General features: G+C 65.2%; 16 protein-coding genes and 1 pseudogene. 5 read left to right on the top strand and 12 right to left on the bottom strand.

Going from position 1 to position 17,624, the window contains the following annotated elements; all coding sequences use genetic code 11:
• Positions 1–51: 51 nt before the first annotated feature.
• From JQ572_RS18520 to JQ572_RS18505, 4 genes are read right to left on the bottom strand one after another with little or no spacing between them, the layout of a single operon-like run.
• Positions 52–1,101 carry an ABC transporter substrate-binding protein gene (locus JQ572_RS18520; protein ID WP_211384239.1) on the bottom strand — a complete coding sequence of 350 codons (1,050 nt, stop codon included), beginning with the start codon at positions 1,099–1,101 and terminating at the stop codon, positions 52–54.
• 22 nt (positions 1,102–1,123) lie between these two features.
• Positions 1,124–2,431 (bottom strand): NAD(P)/FAD-dependent oxidoreductase, encoded by a 1,308-nt coding sequence (locus JQ572_RS18515; RefSeq protein WP_211384238.1) that lies wholly within the window; start codon positions 2,429–2,431, stop codon positions 1,124–1,126.
• Between the two features lie 15 nt (positions 2,432–2,446).
• A complete protein-coding gene (locus JQ572_RS18510) occupies positions 2,447–3,163 on the bottom strand; it encodes an HAD family hydrolase (RefSeq protein WP_211384237.1) in 717 nt (238 codons plus the stop codon).
• Positions 3,164–3,193: 30 nt separating this feature from the next.
• Positions 3,194–4,273 (bottom strand): ABC transporter ATP-binding protein, encoded by a 1,080-nt coding sequence (locus JQ572_RS18505; protein WP_211384236.1) that lies wholly within the window; start codon positions 4,271–4,273, stop codon positions 3,194–3,196.
• Between the two features lie 211 nt (positions 4,274–4,484).
• Between JQ572_RS18505 and JQ572_RS18500 the strand changes: the two genes are divergently transcribed.
• Positions 4,485–5,423, top strand: a complete 939-nt coding sequence (locus JQ572_RS18500) for a LysR family transcriptional regulator (protein ID WP_211384235.1) — start codon at positions 4,485–4,487, stop codon at positions 5,421–5,423.
• A gap of 201 nt (positions 5,424–5,624) precedes the next feature.
• On the opposite strand, the gene uxuA is transcribed toward JQ572_RS18500, so the two are convergent.
• The 6 genes from uxuA to JQ572_RS18470 form a co-directional block, all read right to left on the bottom strand.
• Positions 5,625–6,812: a mannonate dehydratase gene (uxuA, locus tag JQ572_RS18495; protein ID WP_211384796.1), complete on the bottom strand. Its 1,188-nt coding sequence runs from the start codon at positions 6,810–6,812 to the stop codon at positions 5,625–5,627.
• Between the two features lie 18 nt (positions 6,813–6,830).
• Complete coding sequence (locus JQ572_RS18490) at positions 6,831–7,880, bottom strand: L-idonate 5-dehydrogenase (RefSeq protein ID WP_211384234.1); 1,050 nt, start codon at positions 7,878–7,880, stop codon at positions 6,831–6,833.
• On the bottom strand, positions 7,877–9,283 hold the full coding sequence (locus tag JQ572_RS18485; protein WP_211384233.1) for a TRAP transporter large permease: 1,407 nt from the start codon (positions 9,281–9,283) through the stop codon (positions 7,877–7,879). Before JQ572_RS18485 ends, JQ572_RS18490 begins: the two co-directional genes overlap by 4 nt.
• Positions 9,284–9,287: 4 nt before the next feature.
• The gene (locus JQ572_RS18480) at positions 9,288–9,866 is read right to left on the bottom strand and encodes a TRAP transporter small permease (protein ID WP_211384232.1); all 579 of its coding nucleotides are present in this window, start codon (positions 9,864–9,866) and stop codon (positions 9,288–9,290) included.
• Between the two features lie 139 nt (positions 9,867–10,005).
• Positions 10,006–10,965: a sialic acid TRAP transporter substrate-binding protein SiaP gene (locus JQ572_RS18475; RefSeq protein WP_211384795.1), complete on the bottom strand. Its 960-nt coding sequence runs from the start codon at positions 10,963–10,965 to the stop codon at positions 10,006–10,008.
• An 88-nt stretch (positions 10,966–11,053) separates the two neighbouring features.
• Positions 11,054–11,878: a FadR/GntR family transcriptional regulator gene (locus tag JQ572_RS18470; protein ID WP_211384231.1), complete on the bottom strand. Its 825-nt coding sequence runs from the start codon at positions 11,876–11,878 to the stop codon at positions 11,054–11,056.
• A 143-nt stretch (positions 11,879–12,021) separates the two neighbouring features.
• Here JQ572_RS18470 and JQ572_RS18465 point away from each other — a divergent pair, with 143 nt between their 5' ends.
• Positions 12,022–13,491 carry a mannitol dehydrogenase family protein gene (locus tag JQ572_RS18465; protein ID WP_211384230.1) on the top strand — a complete coding sequence of 490 codons (1,470 nt, stop codon included), beginning with the start codon at positions 12,022–12,024 and terminating at the stop codon, positions 13,489–13,491.
• A gap of 85 nt (positions 13,492–13,576) precedes the next feature.
• Positions 13,577–13,984 carry a nuclear transport factor 2 family protein gene (locus tag JQ572_RS18460; RefSeq protein WP_211384229.1) on the top strand — a complete coding sequence of 136 codons (408 nt, stop codon included), beginning with the start codon at positions 13,577–13,579 and terminating at the stop codon, positions 13,982–13,984.
• A gap of 55 nt (positions 13,985–14,039) precedes the next feature.
• Here JQ572_RS18460 and JQ572_RS18455 read toward each other — a convergent pair whose 3' ends face one another.
• Entirely contained in the window at positions 14,040–14,780 is a 741-nt protein-coding gene (locus tag JQ572_RS18455; RefSeq protein WP_249129116.1) for an HAD family hydrolase, read from the bottom strand.
• Positions 14,781–14,922: 142 nt separating this feature from the next.
• Between JQ572_RS18455 and JQ572_RS18450 the strand changes: the two genes are divergently transcribed.
• A complete protein-coding gene (locus JQ572_RS18450) occupies positions 14,923–15,774 on the top strand; it encodes an SDR family oxidoreductase (protein WP_211384228.1) in 852 nt (283 codons plus the stop codon).
• Between the two features lie 119 nt (positions 15,775–15,893).
• On the top strand, positions 15,894–17,159 hold the full coding sequence (locus JQ572_RS18445) for a serine hydrolase domain-containing protein (RefSeq protein ID WP_211384227.1): 1,266 nt from the start codon (positions 15,894–15,896) through the stop codon (positions 17,157–17,159).
• A 110-nt stretch (positions 17,160–17,269) separates the two neighbouring features.
• On the opposite strand, the pseudogene JQ572_RS18440 reads toward JQ572_RS18445, so the two are convergent.
• Positions 17,270–17,548 (bottom strand): annotated as a pseudogene (locus JQ572_RS18440) (dienelactone hydrolase family protein); the annotation flags it as partial.
• Positions 17,549–17,624 lie beyond the last annotated feature (76 nt).

The raw sequence follows: 17,624 nt of genomic DNA, 5'->3' as shown, positions 1-17,624 counted from the left end.
TGCTTTTGGGAGGGATCTGGCACGGATGTCGTCAACGCGGCCTCGCTTCGCTTACTTCTGCATGAACGACGCCCAGCGCTTCTCGGCCGCCTCGCCGGCGGGCGAGGACCACCAGGCGTAGGACATCAGCGCCTGCTTGGCCGCATTGGCCGGCTCGCTCGGCAATTGCGCGGCGCGCTCGGGCTTGATCACGTTGGTCTCGAACGCCTTGGGATTGCCCGGACCATAGTCGATCTGCAGCGGCAGATTGGCCTGGTGCACGGGATCGACGGCCTCGTTGAGGAACTTCACCGCGGTGTCGAGGTTCGGCGCACCCTTGAGGATGCAGAGCGAGGTGCTCTGCAGGATACCCTGATTGTAGGTGAAAGCGACCTTCGCGCCCTCTTTCGCGACAGCGCTGACACGGCCGTTCCAGGCCATCTCCATGTCGACCTCGCCGTCGTTGAGCAACTGCGCCGACTGCGCACCGGAGGTCCACCACACCGTGATATTCGGCTTGATCTCTTCCAGCTTCTTGAAGGCGCGATCGACGTCGAGCGGATAGAGCTTGTCGGGCGCGACGCCGTCGGCCATCAGCGCCGCCTCGAGCGTGGCGATCGGGTGGTTGCGCAGGGCGCGGCGGCCGGGGAATTTCTTGACGTCCCAGAAGTCGACCCAGCTGTTCGGCGCATCCTTCGGGAAGGTCTTCTGGCTGTAGGCCAGCACGCTGGAATAGAACTCGTAGGACACCGAATAGGGGCTGCGATACGCCTCCGGCATCGCCGCCGCGTTCGGGATTTTCGAGAAGTCGAGCTTCTCGATCAGCCCTTGCTCGCCGCCGCGCAGGCAATAGCCGGTCGGGGTGTCGACGACGTCCCAGATCGGCTTGCCGCTGCCGACCTGGGTCTTGATCGCGGGCCAGGCGTCGGGAATCGAGTCCTGGTTGATGGTGATGCCGAGCTTCTTGGCGGAGGGATCGAGGATCGCCACCGTCTGTGCCTGCTGATAGGCTCCGCCTTGCGAGACGAAGGTGATCTGCTCGGCCGCATGGGCCGCAGTGCCACCGAGCGCGATCGCGCCCAGCAGGGTGTAGCCAAACCCAGAATTCCGCTTCATCGTCATCCTCGCCTCCTCCAAATAAATCTCATTGACCGATCGCATCGAGAAACTGGTACCAGCCGGCGACCATGCGCACGGCGGGCTCGCGCAGCGGATAGAACGGAATGGCCTTCAGGCGCCGCGCATCGAGCAGCCCGACCTCGGGCGTCTCGCCGCGCGCGAAGGCGGCAAGATAGCGGCCCATCAGGCTCGACATCGCCACACCCGCGCCGTTGTAGCCCATCGAGAACAGCGTGCGGTCGTCGAGCCGGCCGATATGCGGCACGGAGTCCAGCGTCATGCCGACCAGGCCCGACCATTTGTATGCGAGCGGCACATCCGCGAGGTCCGGAAAAATGCCGACCATCGCCTTGCGCAGCGCATCGAAGGCAGCTTCGGAATCCTGCTTGCCGAAGGCGCCGCGGCCGCCGAAGATGACGCGATTGTCGACCATGCGGAACCAGCGCATCATGCGCTTGGTCTCGGTATAGGTGCGCCCGGTCGGCATCAGGCGACCGGCGAGATTGCGCGGCAGCTGCTCGGTCGCGACCATGGCGCTGCGGAACGGGATCAGCGTCCGCTGCATATGCGCGGTGGCATCCGTCAGATCCGAATAGCTGTTGGTAGCGATGATCGCCTGCTTCGCCCGCACCGCGCCTTGCGGCGTTTCGGCGACGATGCCGTCGTTCTCGCGCCGGAGCTTGATCACCGGCGAATCCTGGAAGATCGGAACGCCGCGACGCGCCACGCCATCGGCGAGGCCGCGCAGATAGTTCAGCGGATGGATACCGCCCGAGCCCGGATTGAGCACGCCGCCGACGAAGATGTCGGAGCCGGTCTCCTCGCGCACCTCGCGCTTGTCGAGGATGCGGACTTCCGCATCGCCCATCTCGCGCTTCATCCAGTTGGCCTCGTCGATCGCGGCCTTCAGCGTCGTCTCGTTGTGCGCGGCCTTGACCTGACCGGTGCGCGTCAGCGCTGCGCTGGTGATGCCGAATTCGGAGACGAGCTCCTCGACCATGTCGGTGGATTCATGCGCGATCCCGTACATGCGCTGCGCCATGGCGCGGCCGTGCACGGCATCGATCTCGCGGAATGACAGGCGGAATTTCGCTGTGATCACGCCGCCATTGCGGCCGCTCGCGCCCCAGCCGGGCCGGTTGGCCTCGAGCACGACCGGCGCGAGCCCGCTCCTGGTAACGTGGTGCGCCGCGGACAGGCCGGTATAGCCCGCACCGATGATCACCACATCCGCTTGTTTCTCGCCCGACAGCACGGGAAACGCGCGCGCCGGCTCCGCCGTGGCTTCCCACAGCGAGTTGGCCGATGGCAGCGCGCTCCAGTCCCGTGTCATGCCCGTGCTCACCGATTACGCCGCCGGCCCGATGGCCGCGTCAGCGAGCGCCTTCAGCGTCGAAAAGTGGAAATCCGGCTTGGTCAGCTTCTCGACGGCAGGCGTGCCGCCGAAGCCCGCCATGCCCTGGCGCCGCTCGATCCAGCACACCTTGTAGCCGAGCTTCCGCGCGATCCCGATGTCGTGGTGCTGGCTCTGCGCGACGTGCAGGATGTCGGATTGCTTGTAGCCGAAGGCGGACTGACGACCTTTGTTGTAGGCGAAGAACTCCGGATTGGGCTTTGCAACGCCGGTCTCGTCGGCGCAGACGGTGTCATCGAAGGGATCGCCTAGCGCATGCGCGTAACATGAGAGCGCGACGCGGTCGGCATTGGTCATGGCGACCAGGCGGAATTTCGTGCGCAGACGCTTCAACGCCTCGACCGAGTCCGGGAAGGGTCCCCAGCGCAATACCGAGAGCTGGAACATGTCGCACGCTGCATCGTCCGCCGGAAGCCCGAGCTCCTTGGCGAGGTAGCGGTAGACGTGGAACATCACCTCGCTCGAGCGCTCGTAATGCTGGTCGCGGCCGCGCTTGTAGGATTCGAAAATCTTGTCGTCGCTGAGCTCGGCCGGCGACTTGCCCGAGATCCTGCGCACCGCGGAGAGCACGCCGGTCTCGAAATCGATCAAGGTGCCGACGACATCGAAGGTGAGGACCTTGAAATTGCTGAACGAGGCTGCTGACGACATTTGGGCTTCTTCTCTCGGGTTGGACAAGGCTTAGGTTCCCCCGGGCACGATGATGGTGTCCTCGGGGTGAAGGGTGACGGTGAGACTGCCGCCGAGCGGCGGAATGCGGCTGTAGGCCTGGTGATAGCTTGGCTGGCGCAGGCTGAGCGCGACGCCGCCTTCGAGCGCGAGGAAGATGCGCAGGCTCTCGCCCTGGTAGACGATGTCGGTGACGGTGCCGGTCAACCGGTTGCAGGCGATATCCTGCGAGTCGTCGTCGATCAGCAGCTTCTCGCTGTGCACGGCCAGCATCAGGGCATCGCCGTCGGGAATGGCGCGGGCGCTGCGGAGAAGAGCGTTGCCGAGCGCGACGCTGGAAGCATCGACGCGGCGGACGGGCAGCATCGTCGCCTCGCCGATGAAGCTCGCGACGAAGGAATCTGCGGGGTAATCGTGCAGGCGCGCCGGCGCGTCGATCTGGATCAGCCTGCCGTCCTTCATCACGGCGACGCGGTCGCTCATGGTCAGCGCCTCGCGCTGGTCATGGGTGACGTAGATGATGGTGGCGCCGATGCGCTTGTGCAGCGCGCGCAGCTCGATCTGCATGGATTCGCGGAGCTGCTTGTCGAGCGCGGAGAGCGGCTCGTCCATCAGGATCAGGCGCGGCTCGAAGATCATGGCGCGCGCCAGCGCCACGCGCTGGCGCTGGCCGCCGGAGAGCTGCGCGATGCCGCGCTCCTCGTAGCCGGCGAGACCGACCATCGCCAGCGCGGCGCGCACCTTCTCCGGCCAGATCGCCTTCGGCAGGCGCCGTGCGCGCAACGGAAAGGCGACGTTCTCGCCGACGCTCATGTGGGGGAACAGCGCGTAGTTCTGGAACACGACGCCGATGTCGCGCTTGTGCGGAGGCATCCAGGTGACATCGCGGCCGCCGAAATGGATCGAGCCGGACGATGGCAGGATGAAACCGCCCAAAATGCCGAGCAGCGTGGTCTTGCCGGAACCGGAGGGGCCGAGCAGCGAGACGAACTCGCCGGCGCCGACATTGAGGGACACGTCGTCGAGGGCGCGAACCGCGCCGTAAGCCTTGCTCGCGGACCTGATCTCGACGCTTTCCGCTCGTTTGTCCAACGATCGACCCCGTCTGTGTCCTGCAACAGCGTGCCTCACTGCACGCCATAAGCCTGCTTTATAGGCAGGGATTCGGAGCAATCCGGATCGCAGCGTGCGCTGCAACCAATCTTCGCTCCAAGACCCTGTCTTTATGCTGTCATGCCAATGACACCAGACTTGGCAGAACTCGGCAATTGCCAAATTCTTACCAGGCTCATAACATGGCGTTATGCCCGAGCTGCGCCGGATGCTGCCCTCAAGTAACGCCCTGTTCGTCTTCGACGCAGCAGCGCGCAACGGCAGCTTCACGGCCGCTGCGGCTGAATTGAACGTCACGCAACCGGCGGTGAGCCGCATGCTCGGCCAGTTCGAGGATCATCTTGGCGTGCGCCTGTTCGACCGCAAAGCGGGACGCGCGGTGCTCACCGAGGAAGGCGAGTTGCTCTATCGGCGCGTGCTCGACGGTTTTCGCAGCATCGAAACCGGGCTGATCGAGATCGAGCGCCGCCGCAAGGGCACCGAGACGGTGACGCTCTCGGTCTCCTCCGCCTTCACCACGCATTGGCTGATGCCGCGGATCGACAAGCTTCAGAAACAGTTTCCGCAGGTCGATCTGCGCTTCCAGCTCATCTCGGGCGCGCTGCGCGGACCGGTGGAGAATGTCGATCTCGGCATGCGCTTCCGCGATCGCGAAGAACCGTCTTCGGGCGGCACATTGGTGATGAAAGAGGTGATGCTGCCGGTGTGCAGCCCTGCCTATCTCGGCGTGACCGGGCCTGCCGAGGGCAACACCATCATCCGCCTTGCCGACACGCCCGGCGACTGGGCAGCGGATTATTCATCGTTCCTCACCCGGCGGCGTGGCGCGGCCAAGGCGCTGAGCTTTACCGATTATGCCGTCGTGGTGCAGGCCGCCCTGCTCGGCCAGGGCATCGCGCTCGGCTGGCTGACGGTTGCCTCGCATTGGCTGTTGACCGGCGCGCTGGTGCCGGCATCCAACGCGCTCACCACCACGCGGCGCATCTGCGAGTTCCTGCCGCCGCGCAACCGGCCGATGCGCCCCATCGCCGCCGAAATCCGCGACTGGATCACCGCGCAGATGCAAAGCGAGATCGCCGCGATCGACCGGCTCCATCCGAAGCTCGGCGCGATGGCGGCGTGCTATTGAGCGAGCGGGAGGTGTTGGAGTGGGGCACCTCTCCCTCCACGTCATTGCGAGCGCAGCGACTTGTCCGCCGAAGCCTTGGCGAAGGCGGAAGCAATCCAGAGTCTTTCCGCGGAGGGATTCTGGATTACTTCGCTGCGCTCGCAATGACGACGCGGCTAGATTCCGGCACCTCCCCGCAGGCGGGGAGAGGCGAGACACACCTCACCGATGTTCGATTGCGCGGATCGCACCGCGCAGCTCGGCGAGGCCGCGGAGGCGGCCGATCGCGGTGTAGCCGGGATTGGTGCGCTTGGTGGCGGCGAGGTCGTCGAGCATGCGGTGGCCGTGGTCGGGCCGGAACACGATCCGCTTGTCGGGCGAACGCCGTGCGTTCTCCTTCAGCAGTGCCTTGAGCACTGCGACCATGTCGACGTCACCGTCCAGATGATCGGACTCGTAGAACGACAGGCCATCCGCCTCGCGCTTGGTCGCGCGCAGATGCGCAAAGGCAATGCGCGGGCCGAAGCGCTCGGCCATGGCAGGCAGGTTGTTCTCGGCGCGCACGCCGAGCGAGCCGGTGCACAGGCAGATGCCGTTGGCCTTGGACGGCACGGCGTCGAACAGCGCCTGATAGTCGTCGGCGCTGGAGGCGACGCGCGGCAGGCCGAACAGCGGGCGCGGCGGATCGTCCGGGTGCAGCGTCAGCGAGACGCCGAGTTGCTCGGCGACCGGCGCAACGCGCGCGAGGAATTCGGCGAGATGCTGCCGCAGGATTTTTGGCGTGATGTCGCGATACGTTTCAAGCCGGTCGCGGAACTGCGGGATCGTCATCGGCTCGGTGGTCGAGCCCGGCAGCGCGCTGGCGATGACCATGACGAGATAGTCGATGTCGACCTCGTTCATCCCGTCGAACAGCTTTTTCGCGCGCGCCTGCTGCTCGGGCGAGTATTCCTCGAGTGCCGCGGGACGCTTCAGGATGTGCAGCTCGAACGCGGCAAAGCGATCCTGGTCGAAACGCATGGCGCGGGCGCCGTTCGGCAGCTCCCATTCCAGATCGGTGCGGCACCAGTCGACCACCGGCATGAAATTGTAGCAGATGATCTTGATGCCGGAGGCCGCCACGGCTTCAAGGCTCGCGATCCACGCCTCGATCGACTTTGTAGCCTTGCCCCCGAGACGCTTGACGTCGTCGGGGATCGGAATCGATTCCACCACCGACCAGGTCAGTTGCGAGCGGCCGGGCTGGCCGCGCTCAATGAAATTCTTGCGCTCCTCGACCGCCTTGCGCGTCCAGGCCTCCCCGATCGGCACCTGATGCAGCGCCGAGACGATATCGGTCGCACCGGCCTGCCTGACATCGTCGAGCGACACGGGATCATCGGGCCCGTACCAGCGCCATCCCTCTAGCATCATCGAAATTCTCCCGGGTCAGTTCGCCGTCAGCACCACCTTGACGCTCTGCGAGCGGTCGAGCGCCAGCCGCAGCGCGTCGGGCGCGGTCGACAGCGGCCGCTCGGCGGTGACCAGCGACAGCACGTCGACGCTGCCGGCTCCGATCAGTTCCACCGCGTTCAAGAATTCGAAGCCGAAGCGGAATGAGCCACGCAGGTCGATTTCCTTCGCCATCACCGCGTTGGCCGGCACCGGAATCTGGCCGCCCGGCAGATTGCCGATCTGCACCACGATGCCGCCACGCCGGATGATGCCGATGGCGCTGGCAAGGCCCGCGGCCGTGCCCGAGACCTCGAAAGCGACGTCATAGGGCCGCGAAGCAGCCTGCGCCTTGAGGCCCTCCTCGCCGCTTGCGACGTTCTCGACATGAGAGGCGCCGAGCCGGCTAGCAAAGGCCAGCGGCGCCGGCGCGATGTCGGCGACCGTGATGTCAGTCATGCCGGCGCGGTGCGCAGCCAGCATGGTCAGAAGCCCGATCGGACCGGCACCGAAGATGATGCCGCGCTTGCCCTCGATGTTGCCGGCACGCGCGACCGCGTGCAGACAGACCGCAAGCGGCTCGGCGAGCGCCGCGGCCTGATAGGACACATGATCCGGGATCTTCACGCACTGGGCCGGGATCGCGTCGAAATAATTGGCAAAGCCCCCCTGCATGTGCGGCGTCTTCGAGGCCGAACCCATGAAGTAGATGTTCTCGCAGAGGTTCGGCCGGCCTTCGCGGCAGGCGACGCAATGGCCGCACCAGCGCGACGGATTGACGGCGACGCGGTCGCCGACCTTCAAATTGGCGGCGGAGCCGGATATCTCCACGACCTCGCCAGAGATCTCATGGCCCAGCACCAGCGGCGACTTCACCACGAAATCACCGGTCCGGGCATGACGGAAGTAATGCATGTCCGAGCCGCAGATGCCGCCGGCGCCGAAGCGGATACGCACCATGCCGCCTGCGAGCTTGTCGAGCGGATGCTCGATCATGCGCAGGTCTTCGGGCCCGAACAGGGTAGCGGCGAGAGCCGTGGAGGTCATTTGGAGAGTCCCATGTATTTAGGCAGCCAGAGGGTCAGTTCGGGGATGTAGGTGATCGCGATCAGCGCGAGCATCAGCGGCACCAGCCAGGGCAGGATCGCGACCGTGGTGCGCTCGACCGAGAGCTTTGCCACGCGGGCGAGCACGAACAGCACCATCCCGAGCGGCGGATGCAGCAGGCCGATCATCAGGTTCAGCGTCATGATCAGGCCGAAATGGATCGGATCGATGCCAAGCTTGAGCACGATCGGCAGCAGGATCGGCACCAGGATGGTGATCGCCGCCGTGGTGTCGATGAAGCAGCCGACGAACAGGATCAGGACGTTGGCAAGCGCCAGGAACACCCATTTGTTGTGGGTGATGCTGAGCATCCAGTCCGACAGCAATTGGGCCGCCTGCGACACCGTGAGCAGCCACGCGAAGATCGAGGCTGCCGTGACGATGAACAGCACCGAGGCCGTGGTCTCGATGGTGTCGAAGGTCGCCTTGGCCACCGTCTTCAGCGTCATGGTGCGGTAGCGGATGAGGCCGAGGAACAGCGACCAGATCACGGCGGCGACCGCGGCCTCCGTCGGCGTGAACCAGCCGAGCGTCATGCCGCCGATCAGGATCACCGGCGCCATCAGCGCCATCACCGCGGAGAAGTCGAAGTACCAGTCGATCGTGAGCAGCACGCCGAGGCCGATGACGACCGCCATGTTGGTCGACATGCCGGCAACCACCATCAGCCAGATCGCAAGCGGGAAAGCCAGGACGATGGCGATCTCGAGGCCGGCCGAGCCGAGTTGCGGCCAGGAGAACGGGGTGTCGCTGCCCCATTTGTTCTTGTGGGCGAAATAAGTGACGGTCGCCATCATCAGCAGGGTCAGGACGACGCCGGGAATGACGCCGCCCAAAAACAGCGCACCGATCGAGACGTTCGCCATCATGCCGTAGATCACGAAAGGCAGTGACGGCGGGATGATCGGACCGAGCGTCGCGGAGGCCGCGGTGACGCCGACCGAGAACTCGGTGGTGTAGCCGTGGTCCTTCATCGCCTTGATCTCGATGGTGCCGAGACCGGCGGCGTCCGCGATCGCGGTGCCGGACATGCCGGAGAAGATCACCGAGCCGATGATGTTGACGTGACCGAGGCCGCCGCGCATCCAGCCGACCAGCGCGACCGCGAATTTGTAGATGCGGCCGGTCACGCCGGCGATGTTCATGAGGTTGCCGGCCAGGATGAAGAACGGCACAGCGAGCAACGGAAAGCTCTCGACGCCGGCAATCATGCGCTGCGCCAGCGTGACGTCGGGCGTCACCCCGCTGACGAGGATGTAGAGCAGCGACGACGAGGCCATGGCGATCGCCACGGGTACGCCGAGCAGCATCAGGATGAGGAAGCCTCCAAGCAACAGCAGCATGACTTTATCCTTCAAAACCGTCGTAGGCGCCGGGACGTTCGAGGATCGAGTAGCCCTGTCGCAGATGTTGCACCGCCACCTGCACGGAGCGCACGAACATCAGCACGAAGCCGAGCAGCACCGCGTAGTAGACGTAGTCCTTGGGAAGATTGATCGTGGTCATCGATTCATCGCCGATGATCTGGATGTAGACCCAGACCAGCTTGATGGCGTAGCCGAAGAATGCGATCCGGATCAGGTCGATGACGGTCGACAGCGCGCGCGCCGGTAGATGCGGCAGATAGCGATAGATCAGATCGACCTGGATGTGCCGTGACAGCCGCACGCACATCGAGGAGCCGATGAAGACCACGCCGATCAGGCAGTAGGTCGCGATCTCCTCGGTCCAGGCGTAGCTGTCGTTGAGCACGTAGCGCGTGAAGAACTGCAGGAAGACGGCGAGCGCCATCACCCAGAAGATCGCCAGCGCCACCCAGTCCTCGAAAGCGTAGATGCCGAGATCGACCTTCGGCGCCGCCTCCTCCTCGAAGGTATGGGCGATCTCGTCCGCGGTGATCTGCCGGTGCGTTTCGGCGGTGGACATGGGGATGCTCCTCAAAACCTGCAACGCGTCGTTCCGGGTTGGTGCGCTAGCACCGGACCCGGAACTTCGAGATTCTCAGGTGCGCTATTGCGCACCGTAGTTCGGTCCTGCGGACCGCCCCGGAATGACGACAAGGTCGCTACTTCACCGCCTGGATTCGCTCCCAATCCGCCTTGCGATAGCCAAAGGTCTCGAACGCGACGTTCTTCAGCACGGCGTCGCGGAACTCGTTCTTGTCGACCTCGGTCACGGTCAGGCCCTTCTCCTTGAAGAAGGCGACCAGCTTGGCTTCGTTCTGCTTGATTTCCGCGGTCGCCTTGGCGGCAGCCTCCTGCGCCACGTCCGTGAAGATCTTCTTGTCCTCGTCGCTCAGCTTCTTCCAGAGCGCGCCCGCCACCACCGTATTGAGGTGGTCGACGATGTGGCCGGTGAGCACGATGTGCTTCTGCACCTCGTAGAACTTCTTGGCCTCGATCGTGGTCAGCGGATTCTCCTGCGCCTCGACGGTGCCGTTCTGGAGCGCAAGATAGACTTCGGCAAACGCGATCGGCGCGGTGTTGGCGCCGCAGGCACGCGGCATCGCCAGATAGGCCGGAACGTCGGGCACGCGCATCTTCAGGCCCTTGAGGTCGGCACAGGTCTTGATCGGCTTGTTCGACGAGGTCTGGCGCACGCCGTAATAGGTCACGGCGACGATGTGGTGGCCGCTCTTGTCCTCATAGCCCTTGGCGAGCTCCTTGAAGATGTCGCTCTTGGTGTAGGCGAGGAGATGGTCGGCGTCGCGGAAGGTGTAGGGATAGTAGGTCACGCCGATCGGCGGAAAGCTCTTGGCCGCGAAGCTCGAGCCGGAAATGATGATGTCGACCGAGCCGAGCGAGAGGCCCTGGTTGATGTCGGCTTCCTTGCCGAGCTGGGATGCCGGATAGACGTCGATCTGGTAGCGCCCGTTGGTGCGCTTGCCGATTTCCTGCGCGGCCCAGACCGAAGCGGTGTGGAACGGTTCCGAGGTCTCGTAGACATGCGCCCATTTCAGCTTGGTCTGCGCCATGCCGGCATGGGTCGTCGCGAACATCGCCGCGACCGAAGTCGCCAGCACCATCGTCATTTTCTTCAACACTGACTTATCCTCCACTGACTAAAGTCTGCTTCTTGTTCGCCCGCCCAAAACCGAGACGGGCCGCCCAATCTCATCGCTGTCGCGCGCTGCCGCTCTTGGCTTGCTTTTTGGCCCGCTTCTTCGGCGCTCGTTTTGATCCCGCCGGCGTTGGTGCAGATCGCGCCGCCCGGCCTCGCCCGGCAGACGATCCTGCCGCGGTCTCGGCGCCGAAATTCTGCGCAAAGCGTTCCTGGGAGCGCGCCAGATGATCGCGCATGGCATCGCGGGCAGCTTGCGGATCGTGTGCCGCAATGGCGTCACGCACGGCGCGATGCTCGTCGAGCGCCGTGCGCCACGTGCCTGGGCTCTCGAAATAATGCGCAAGCTGCGCGAAATAGGGATTGAGGCGCTGGTCGAACAGTTCGCCGACCACGCGCACGAGAACCGCATTGCCGAGGCTTCCGGCGATCGCGACGTGGAAGGCACGGTCGTGGACCATCGAGGCTTCGCCGGGATGCTCGACATTCTCCATCGCTAGAACGGAAGCGTCGATCCGCGCGATGTCGTCCTTCGTCGCCACGCGCGCGGCCTGTTCGGCGATCGCGCTTTCCAGGAATTCGCGGGCGCGCAGCAGCTCGAACGGCCCCTCGATCACTGCGGCGGTTGCGGGCGCCGCAACGGCCGCCGGTTCGATCACATAGATGCCGGAGCCGACGCGGATGCGGAGGCGGCCTTCGACCTCGAGCGCGATCAGGGCTTCGCGCACGGTCGGCCGCGAGATCTTGAGCTGCTCGGCGAGTTCGCGCTCGGTCGGCAAGCGGCTGCCGACCGCGTACTCGGCGCTGTCGATCAGGCTTCGCAATTGATCGGCGACCTGGCGATAAAGCCGTCTCGCCTCCACAGCTTCCAGCGGCACGCTGGTCCTCCCTAAAGGGTCTCGCAGGGGAGGCTTCCCCCGGCGGCCCGCCAATTTTGGAGAATTGGTCTTACCAATTGACCGGAGCATTGACCGAGGACGGGCGCCATGTCAAGCAGCGGCCAAAGCAAAGGGAGACGTCCATGCGCCTTGGCAGCGCCAATCTCGAGCGGTTGCCGCAGGCTATCCGCCGCCCGGCCTATGACCGTTCGCGCGTTACGCCCGGCATCGTGCATCTCGGCCTTGGGGCTTTCCATCGCGCCCATCAGGCGGTCGTCATCGACGATTGTCTTGCCGCAGGCAGCAACGCCTGGGGCATCGTCGGCGCGAGCCTGCGTAGCCCGGATACGCGCGACGCCCTCGCCCCGCAGGACCATCTTTACACTGTCGCCGTGCGTGCCGCCGAAGGCACCGGGCACCGCGTGATCGGCGCGCTGCTCGACAGCATGGTCGCGCGCGAGAAGCCGGCAGCGCTGGTCGAGCGGATGGCCGATCCCGCCATCCGCATCGTCTCGCTCACCGTCACCGAGAAGGGTTATTGCCACACGCCGCAGACCGGCGATCTCGACGAGCGCCATCCCGATGTCGTGCACGATCTCAACAATTTCGACGCGCCGCGCTCGGCACCCGGCTTCATCGTGGCTGCGCTGGCGCGGCGGCGGGCGCAGGGACTCGCGCCCTTCACCGTGCTGTGCTGCGACAACCTTGCCGCCAACGGCCATACCGTGCAGCGGATCGTGACGCAGTTCGCGACACTGCGCTCGAAGGATCTCGGCAAGTGGATCGCTGATAGCGCCGCCTTCCCGTCGACCATGGTCGATCGCATCGTGCCGGAGACGAATGATGCCGACCGCAATATGGTCTCGACCGCGCTCGGCATGCGCGATGCATGGCCCGTCATGACCGAGCCCTTCACGCAATGGGTGGTAGAGGACCGTTTTACAGCGGGACGGCCTGATCTTGCCGCAGCGGGTGTCGAGCTCGTCACCGACGTCAAGCCGTTCGAGCTGATGAAGCTGCGGCTGCTCAACGCCAGCCACTCGGCGCTGGCCTATCTCGGCTATCTCGCGGGCTATGAGACCATCGCCGACACGATGCTGGATCCGCATTTCGCCCGTCTCGCCGCACAGGTGATGGAAGAGGCCGCGGTGACGCTGACGATGCCTGTCGGCACCGACCTTGCCGCCTATCGTGCCTCGCTGCTCGAGCGCTTCGCCAATCCTGCCCTGCATCACCGCACCTGGCAGATTGCGATGGACGGCTCGCAAAAGCTGCCGCAGCGCCTGCTCGGCGCGATGCAGGACCGTCTCGCCAGAAACCTTCCGATCGCAACGCATGCGCTCGCGGTGGCCGGCTGGATGCGCTACGTCACAGCCCTCGACGAGCAGGGCCGCGCGATCGACGTGCGCGATCCGCTTGCCGGCGACCTCGCGGCGCTGGCACGCGAGGCCGGGCCTGTCGCCGAACGGCTCGCGCCCGCATTGCTCGGGATCGAGAAGGTGTTCGGACCGCTGGCCGCCGAGCCGCGCCTGCGCGAGGCCGTGACCGCGGCGCTCGACCGGCTTTACAAGAACGGCGCGCGGCGCGCGGTGGCGATGCTCATCTCGGCGTGACTACAAAGCGGGCAATGCTGCACTGCGGTCAAAACCGACGGAAGTCGCGCTTGATTTTTGCCTGTCGTTGCCCCACCCGAAAGGCATGGCAAAGGACAGCAAGGTCATCGCCGCGAACGCGGCCTTCTACGCCGCCTTTTCAAAGGGCGACTTCGACGGCATGGAGCGGATGTGGGCGGACGATGACGCCATTTCCTGCATCCACCCCGGCTGGCCGGCCATCATCGGCCGCGCCACCGTGATCGGAAGCTGGCGCGACATCCTGCAAAATCCGGAGCGGCCGCAGATCGTCTGCGCCGAACCGCAGGCGATCGTCGATGGCGACAGCGCGCGCGTGCTCTGCATCGAGATCGTCGACGGCACCGCTTTGGCCGCCGCCAATCATTTTCGGCGCGTCGGCGACGGCTGGCGCCTTGTGCATCATCAGTCGAGCCCAATTGCGCAGATTGTCGAGCAGGGCGAAGACGATAGAGCGAGCCACCGGGTCCACTGAAGGCGGCCGGCCCGCGGGCGCGTTCTACTGTGCATGGGGTTGTTTTGTTACTTTTTCATTTGGCGGCCCCGAGTTCCGACAAATCATCCAGCACGAACCGTGCATCGCCGAAATCATCGTCGCTGAAGAACATGCTCCGCGTGATGAGGACCGGAATGCCGGCGCGCGAGGCCGCGATCAGCCCGTTGGCTGAGTCCTCGATCGCGACGCAGTCGGAAGCCTCCAGGTTCAGCCGGGCCAGCGTTTCGAGATAGACATCCGGCGCCGGCTTCTTCTGGCGCACGTCATCGCCGGCCACGATCGCGTCGAAGTCCGCCGCCCAGCGCGTTCCCAGCGCCTGCGACAGCAGCGCATCGATGTTGCCGTGCGAGGTGGTGGTTGCGATCGCGAGCCGCTGGCCGCGCGCCTTTGCAGCAGCGAGGAGTTCCGTCACGCCCGGCCGCAAGGGGCAGCAGCCGGTCGCGACCAGCTCGGCGTATTGTGCGGTCTTGACGCGATGGAGCGCAGCGATGTCTTCGTCCGACAATGGCGCAGCGATCCGCAGCGTTTCGTGGTGGGCGCGGATGCGCTCCTTGCCGCCGGTGACCCGCAGCAGGTCCTTGTAGACGGCACGGTCCCACTGCCAGTCGAGGCGATGGCGGGTGAAGGCATGGTTGAAGGCCTGCCGATGCAGCTCCTCGGTCTCGGCCAAGGTGCCGTCGACATCGAAGATCAGCGCGGCGGCGCTCCGGATCAGCTCCGCAGCGCCCCATGGCACCGTGGCGGGGGCTTCTGCCCGCGTGATCGACGCATTCATCCTGTCCCCTCTGTGACAGGCAAGCATCGCCCGCACTGGCGGGCGGGACAAATCGCAATATCTTTTGCCGGACCCAAAAATCTCTTATGAGCGAGGATGCGCAGCTCGCGCGAACGGGAACTCCGACCAGAACGGCAGACGCATGCGGCTCTTCATCCTCGGCCTCGGCTACAGCGCCCGGCATTTCGTCCGCAGGTTTGGCGGCACCTTCACGCATATCGCCGGCACGGTGCGCGATCCCGGAACACGAAACGACCTTGCCGGCATCGAGACACATGCCTTCTCCGGCGGCGGTCCGGCACGCGAGACAGTCGAACGCATCCGCGACGCCGATATTCTTCTCGTCTCGATCCCGCCCGGCGGCACCGGCGATCCCGCAATCAAGGCCTTTCCCGGCGTGCTGGCGGCGGGCCGCCACCGCAAGATCGTCTATCTGTCCACGATCGGCGTGTATGGTGATCACGCCGGCGGGTGGGTCGACGAGAGCACGCCGCCGCAGGCGAGCCTCGAGCGCGCGCGCTTGCGCCTTGCTGCCGAGCAGGCCTGGAGGGACGCGGCGCACGGCAATGTCGCGATCCTGCGGCTTGCCGGCATCTACGGCCCCGGCCGCAACGCGCTGGTGACGTTGCGCGCTGGAACAGCTCGGCGCATCATCAAGCCGGGACAGGTCTTCAACCGCATCCATGTCGACGACATCGCGAGCGCGATCATGGCCGCCATTCATCGCCCGGGCGGCGGCACCTGGAATGTCTGCGACGACGAGCCGGCGCCGCCGCAGGACGTGATTGCTTACGCGGCGGAGCTGATGAATGTTGCACCGCCGCCCGAAGAGGCGTTCGAGACGGCCGAGATGTCGGCGATGGCCCGCAGCTTCTATGCCAGCAGCGCCCGCGTCTGCAACGCCAGACTGAAGCGCGAGCTCGGCGTCACGCTTGCTTATCCGAGCTACCGCCACGCCCTGGATGCGCTATGGCGCGCGGGGGAAGGACGATAGGGGTCGGCATCTCCGCCGCCCCAGACATGCCGTGCTCGCGCTTGACTTGGCGCCAGCGCGGCCTTGATCTACCCGTTGAGCGGGGCCACTGCATAACGAGCTCGCCTTGGGAGGAAACAATGAAGAAGACGATCGCCATGATCGCGGCGGCTGCCGTCATCACGTTCGGTCCAGCGCAAGCCGCGCCGCTGCCCGAAGCCAATCCCGACGATGCCGGCTTCTCAAAGCAGGGCCTCACCCGCCTCGACGATTTCTTCGCCCGCGAGATCGCCGCCAAGCGCGTGCCCGGCGCGGTCGTGGCTGTGGCGCGGGACGGCAAGCTCGTGCACTACAGGGCCTACGGCATGCTCGATCCGGACAAGCGCACGCCAATGCCCGTCGATGCGATCTTCGCGCTGGCCTCGATGACCAAGCCGATGGCCGCGGTCGCGGGCCTGACACTGATGGAACAAGGCAAGTTGCCGCTCCAGGCCAAGCTGTCGGACTACTATCCCGGCTTTGCCGGCATGAAGGTCGGCGTCGTCCAGGCCGACGGTTCGCTCAAGCTCGAGTCGCAGGCCTCGCCGATCTTCATCCACGATCTCTACCGGCGTACGTCCGGATTGATGTATGGCGGCCGCCCGGACTCATCTAGCCCGGTGGCGCGGCAATATCCTGATGGCATCGCGCCGGCAATCGAAGGCGACACCCAGGCTTTCATCGACCGCATCACGAAGCTGCCGCTGGCGCATCAACCCTCGACCGAATTCGAATACGGCTTCTCGATCGACGTGCTCGGCGCCGTCGTCGAGAAGGTCAGCGAGCAGAAGCTCGGGGACTATCTCGCCGCCAATCTCTGGCAACTGCTCGGCATGAAGGACGCGACCTTTCATCCGACCGACGCACAGCGCCCGCGCCTCGCCCGCCCGTTCGGCAACGATCCGCTGACCGGCAAGCCGCAGGCCATCAAGCTGCTGGATACGCCGACCAGGTTCGACTGCGGCGGCGCCTGCTCGTTCGCGACGGTCGGCGACTACATCCGCTTCGGCCAGATGCTGCTCAACGGCGGCGATCTCGACGGCCAGCGCATCCTCTCCCCGAAGACCGTGCATCACATGACGACCAACCATCTCGGTCCCGAGATCAAGAACAACGTGGCGAATGTCGAGCCGCATCGCGCCGGCTTCGGCTTTGGCCTCGCGGTCGCGGTCCGGACCAGCGAGGGATTGTCATCGGTTCCCGGCAATCCCGGCGAGTTCACCTGGAATGGCGCCTACGGGACGCAGTTCTTCTGCGACCCCAAGGAGCGTCTCGTCGTCGTGGTGGGAACGGCGGCACCTGGCGAACTCAGGAAATATTACCGCGAGCAGGTCCAGGACATCGTCTATGGCGCGATGGTGAAGTGAGACCGGCGCCTTAAAATAGCAAGGGCGGCCGCTCGGGCCGCCCTCGTGAATTGTTTGAGCATGATCTTGTCGGAAAGCCGCTGCACACTTTTCCGGATCATGCCTCAGCGTCAGCTCAACACGCCGTATTTCTTGAACCAGGTCTGCGCCTTCTTCCAGGCATCTTCCGCCGCGTCCTTGCGGTAGCTGCCGCGGTAGTCGGCATAGAAGCCATGCGGCGCCTCCGGATAGATCTTGAATTCGGCCGTCTTCTTGTTCCGCTCGAGCGCGGCCTTGAGCTGCTCGACCTGGGCGACGGGAATGCCGGTATCGGCGCCGCCATAGAGGCCGAGCACCGGCGCCTTCATCTCGGGCGCGAGCTGCATCGGGCTCTTCGGCCACAGCGGATTAGGTCGTGGACTCATAAGCTCTGAGCCAAAGTCTAGTTGATGCCAGCAGAACGGCAGCGAGGAAGTTTCTGGCGAG

The sequence above is a fragment of the Bradyrhizobium sp. SZCCT0153 genome (assembly GCF_018129995.1).
Classification (GTDB): Bacteria; Pseudomonadota; Alphaproteobacteria; order Rhizobiales; family Xanthobacteraceae; genus Bradyrhizobium; species Bradyrhizobium japonicum_G.
Note: the sequence above shows the minus strand (reverse complement) of the source record. Positions and strands in the feature narration are given on the sequence as shown.

Bases quoted from the DNA above. Each gene is read 5' to 3' on its own strand.
- JQ572_RS18520 (WP_211384239.1), bottom strand. From the start codon at position 1,101: ATGACGATGAAGCGGAATTCTGGGTTTGGCTACACCCTGCTGGGCGCG.
- JQ572_RS18515 (WP_211384238.1), bottom strand. From the start codon at position 2,431: ATGACACGGGACTGGAGCGCGCTGCCATCGGCCAACTCGCTGTGGGAA.
- JQ572_RS18510 (WP_211384237.1), bottom strand. From the start codon at position 3,163: ATGTCGTCAGCAGCCTCGTTCAGCAATTTCAAGGTCCTCACCTTCGAT.
- JQ572_RS18500 (WP_211384235.1), top strand. From the start codon at position 4,485: ATGCCCGAGCTGCGCCGGATGCTGCCCTCAAGTAACGCCCTGTTCGTC.
- uxuA (WP_211384796.1), bottom strand. From the start codon at position 6,812: ATGCTAGAGGGATGGCGCTGGTACGGGCCCGATGATCCCGTGTCGCTC.
- JQ572_RS18490 (WP_211384234.1), bottom strand. From the start codon at position 7,880: ATGACCTCCACGGCTCTCGCCGCTACCCTGTTCGGGCCCGAAGACCTG.
- JQ572_RS18485 (WP_211384233.1), bottom strand. From the start codon at position 9,283: ATGCTGCTGTTGCTTGGAGGCTTCCTCATCCTGATGCTGCTCGGCGTA.
- JQ572_RS18480 (WP_211384232.1), bottom strand. From the start codon at position 9,866: ATGTCCACCGCCGAAACGCACCGGCAGATCACCGCGGACGAGATCGCC.
- JQ572_RS18475 (WP_211384795.1), bottom strand. From the start codon at position 10,965: ATGGTGCTGGCGACTTCGGTCGCGGCGATGTTCGCGACGACCCATGCC.
- JQ572_RS18465 (WP_211384230.1), top strand. From the start codon at position 12,022: ATGCGCCTTGGCAGCGCCAATCTCGAGCGGTTGCCGCAGGCTATCCGC.
- JQ572_RS18460 (WP_211384229.1), top strand. From the start codon at position 13,577: ATGGCAAAGGACAGCAAGGTCATCGCCGCGAACGCGGCCTTCTACGCC.
- JQ572_RS18455 (WP_249129116.1), bottom strand. From the start codon at position 14,780: ATGAATGCGTCGATCACGCGGGCAGAAGCCCCCGCCACGGTGCCATGG.
- JQ572_RS18450 (WP_211384228.1), top strand. From the start codon at position 14,923: ATGCGGCTCTTCATCCTCGGCCTCGGCTACAGCGCCCGGCATTTCGTC.
- JQ572_RS18445 (WP_211384227.1), top strand. From the start codon at position 15,894: ATGAAGAAGACGATCGCCATGATCGCGGCGGCTGCCGTCATCACGTTC.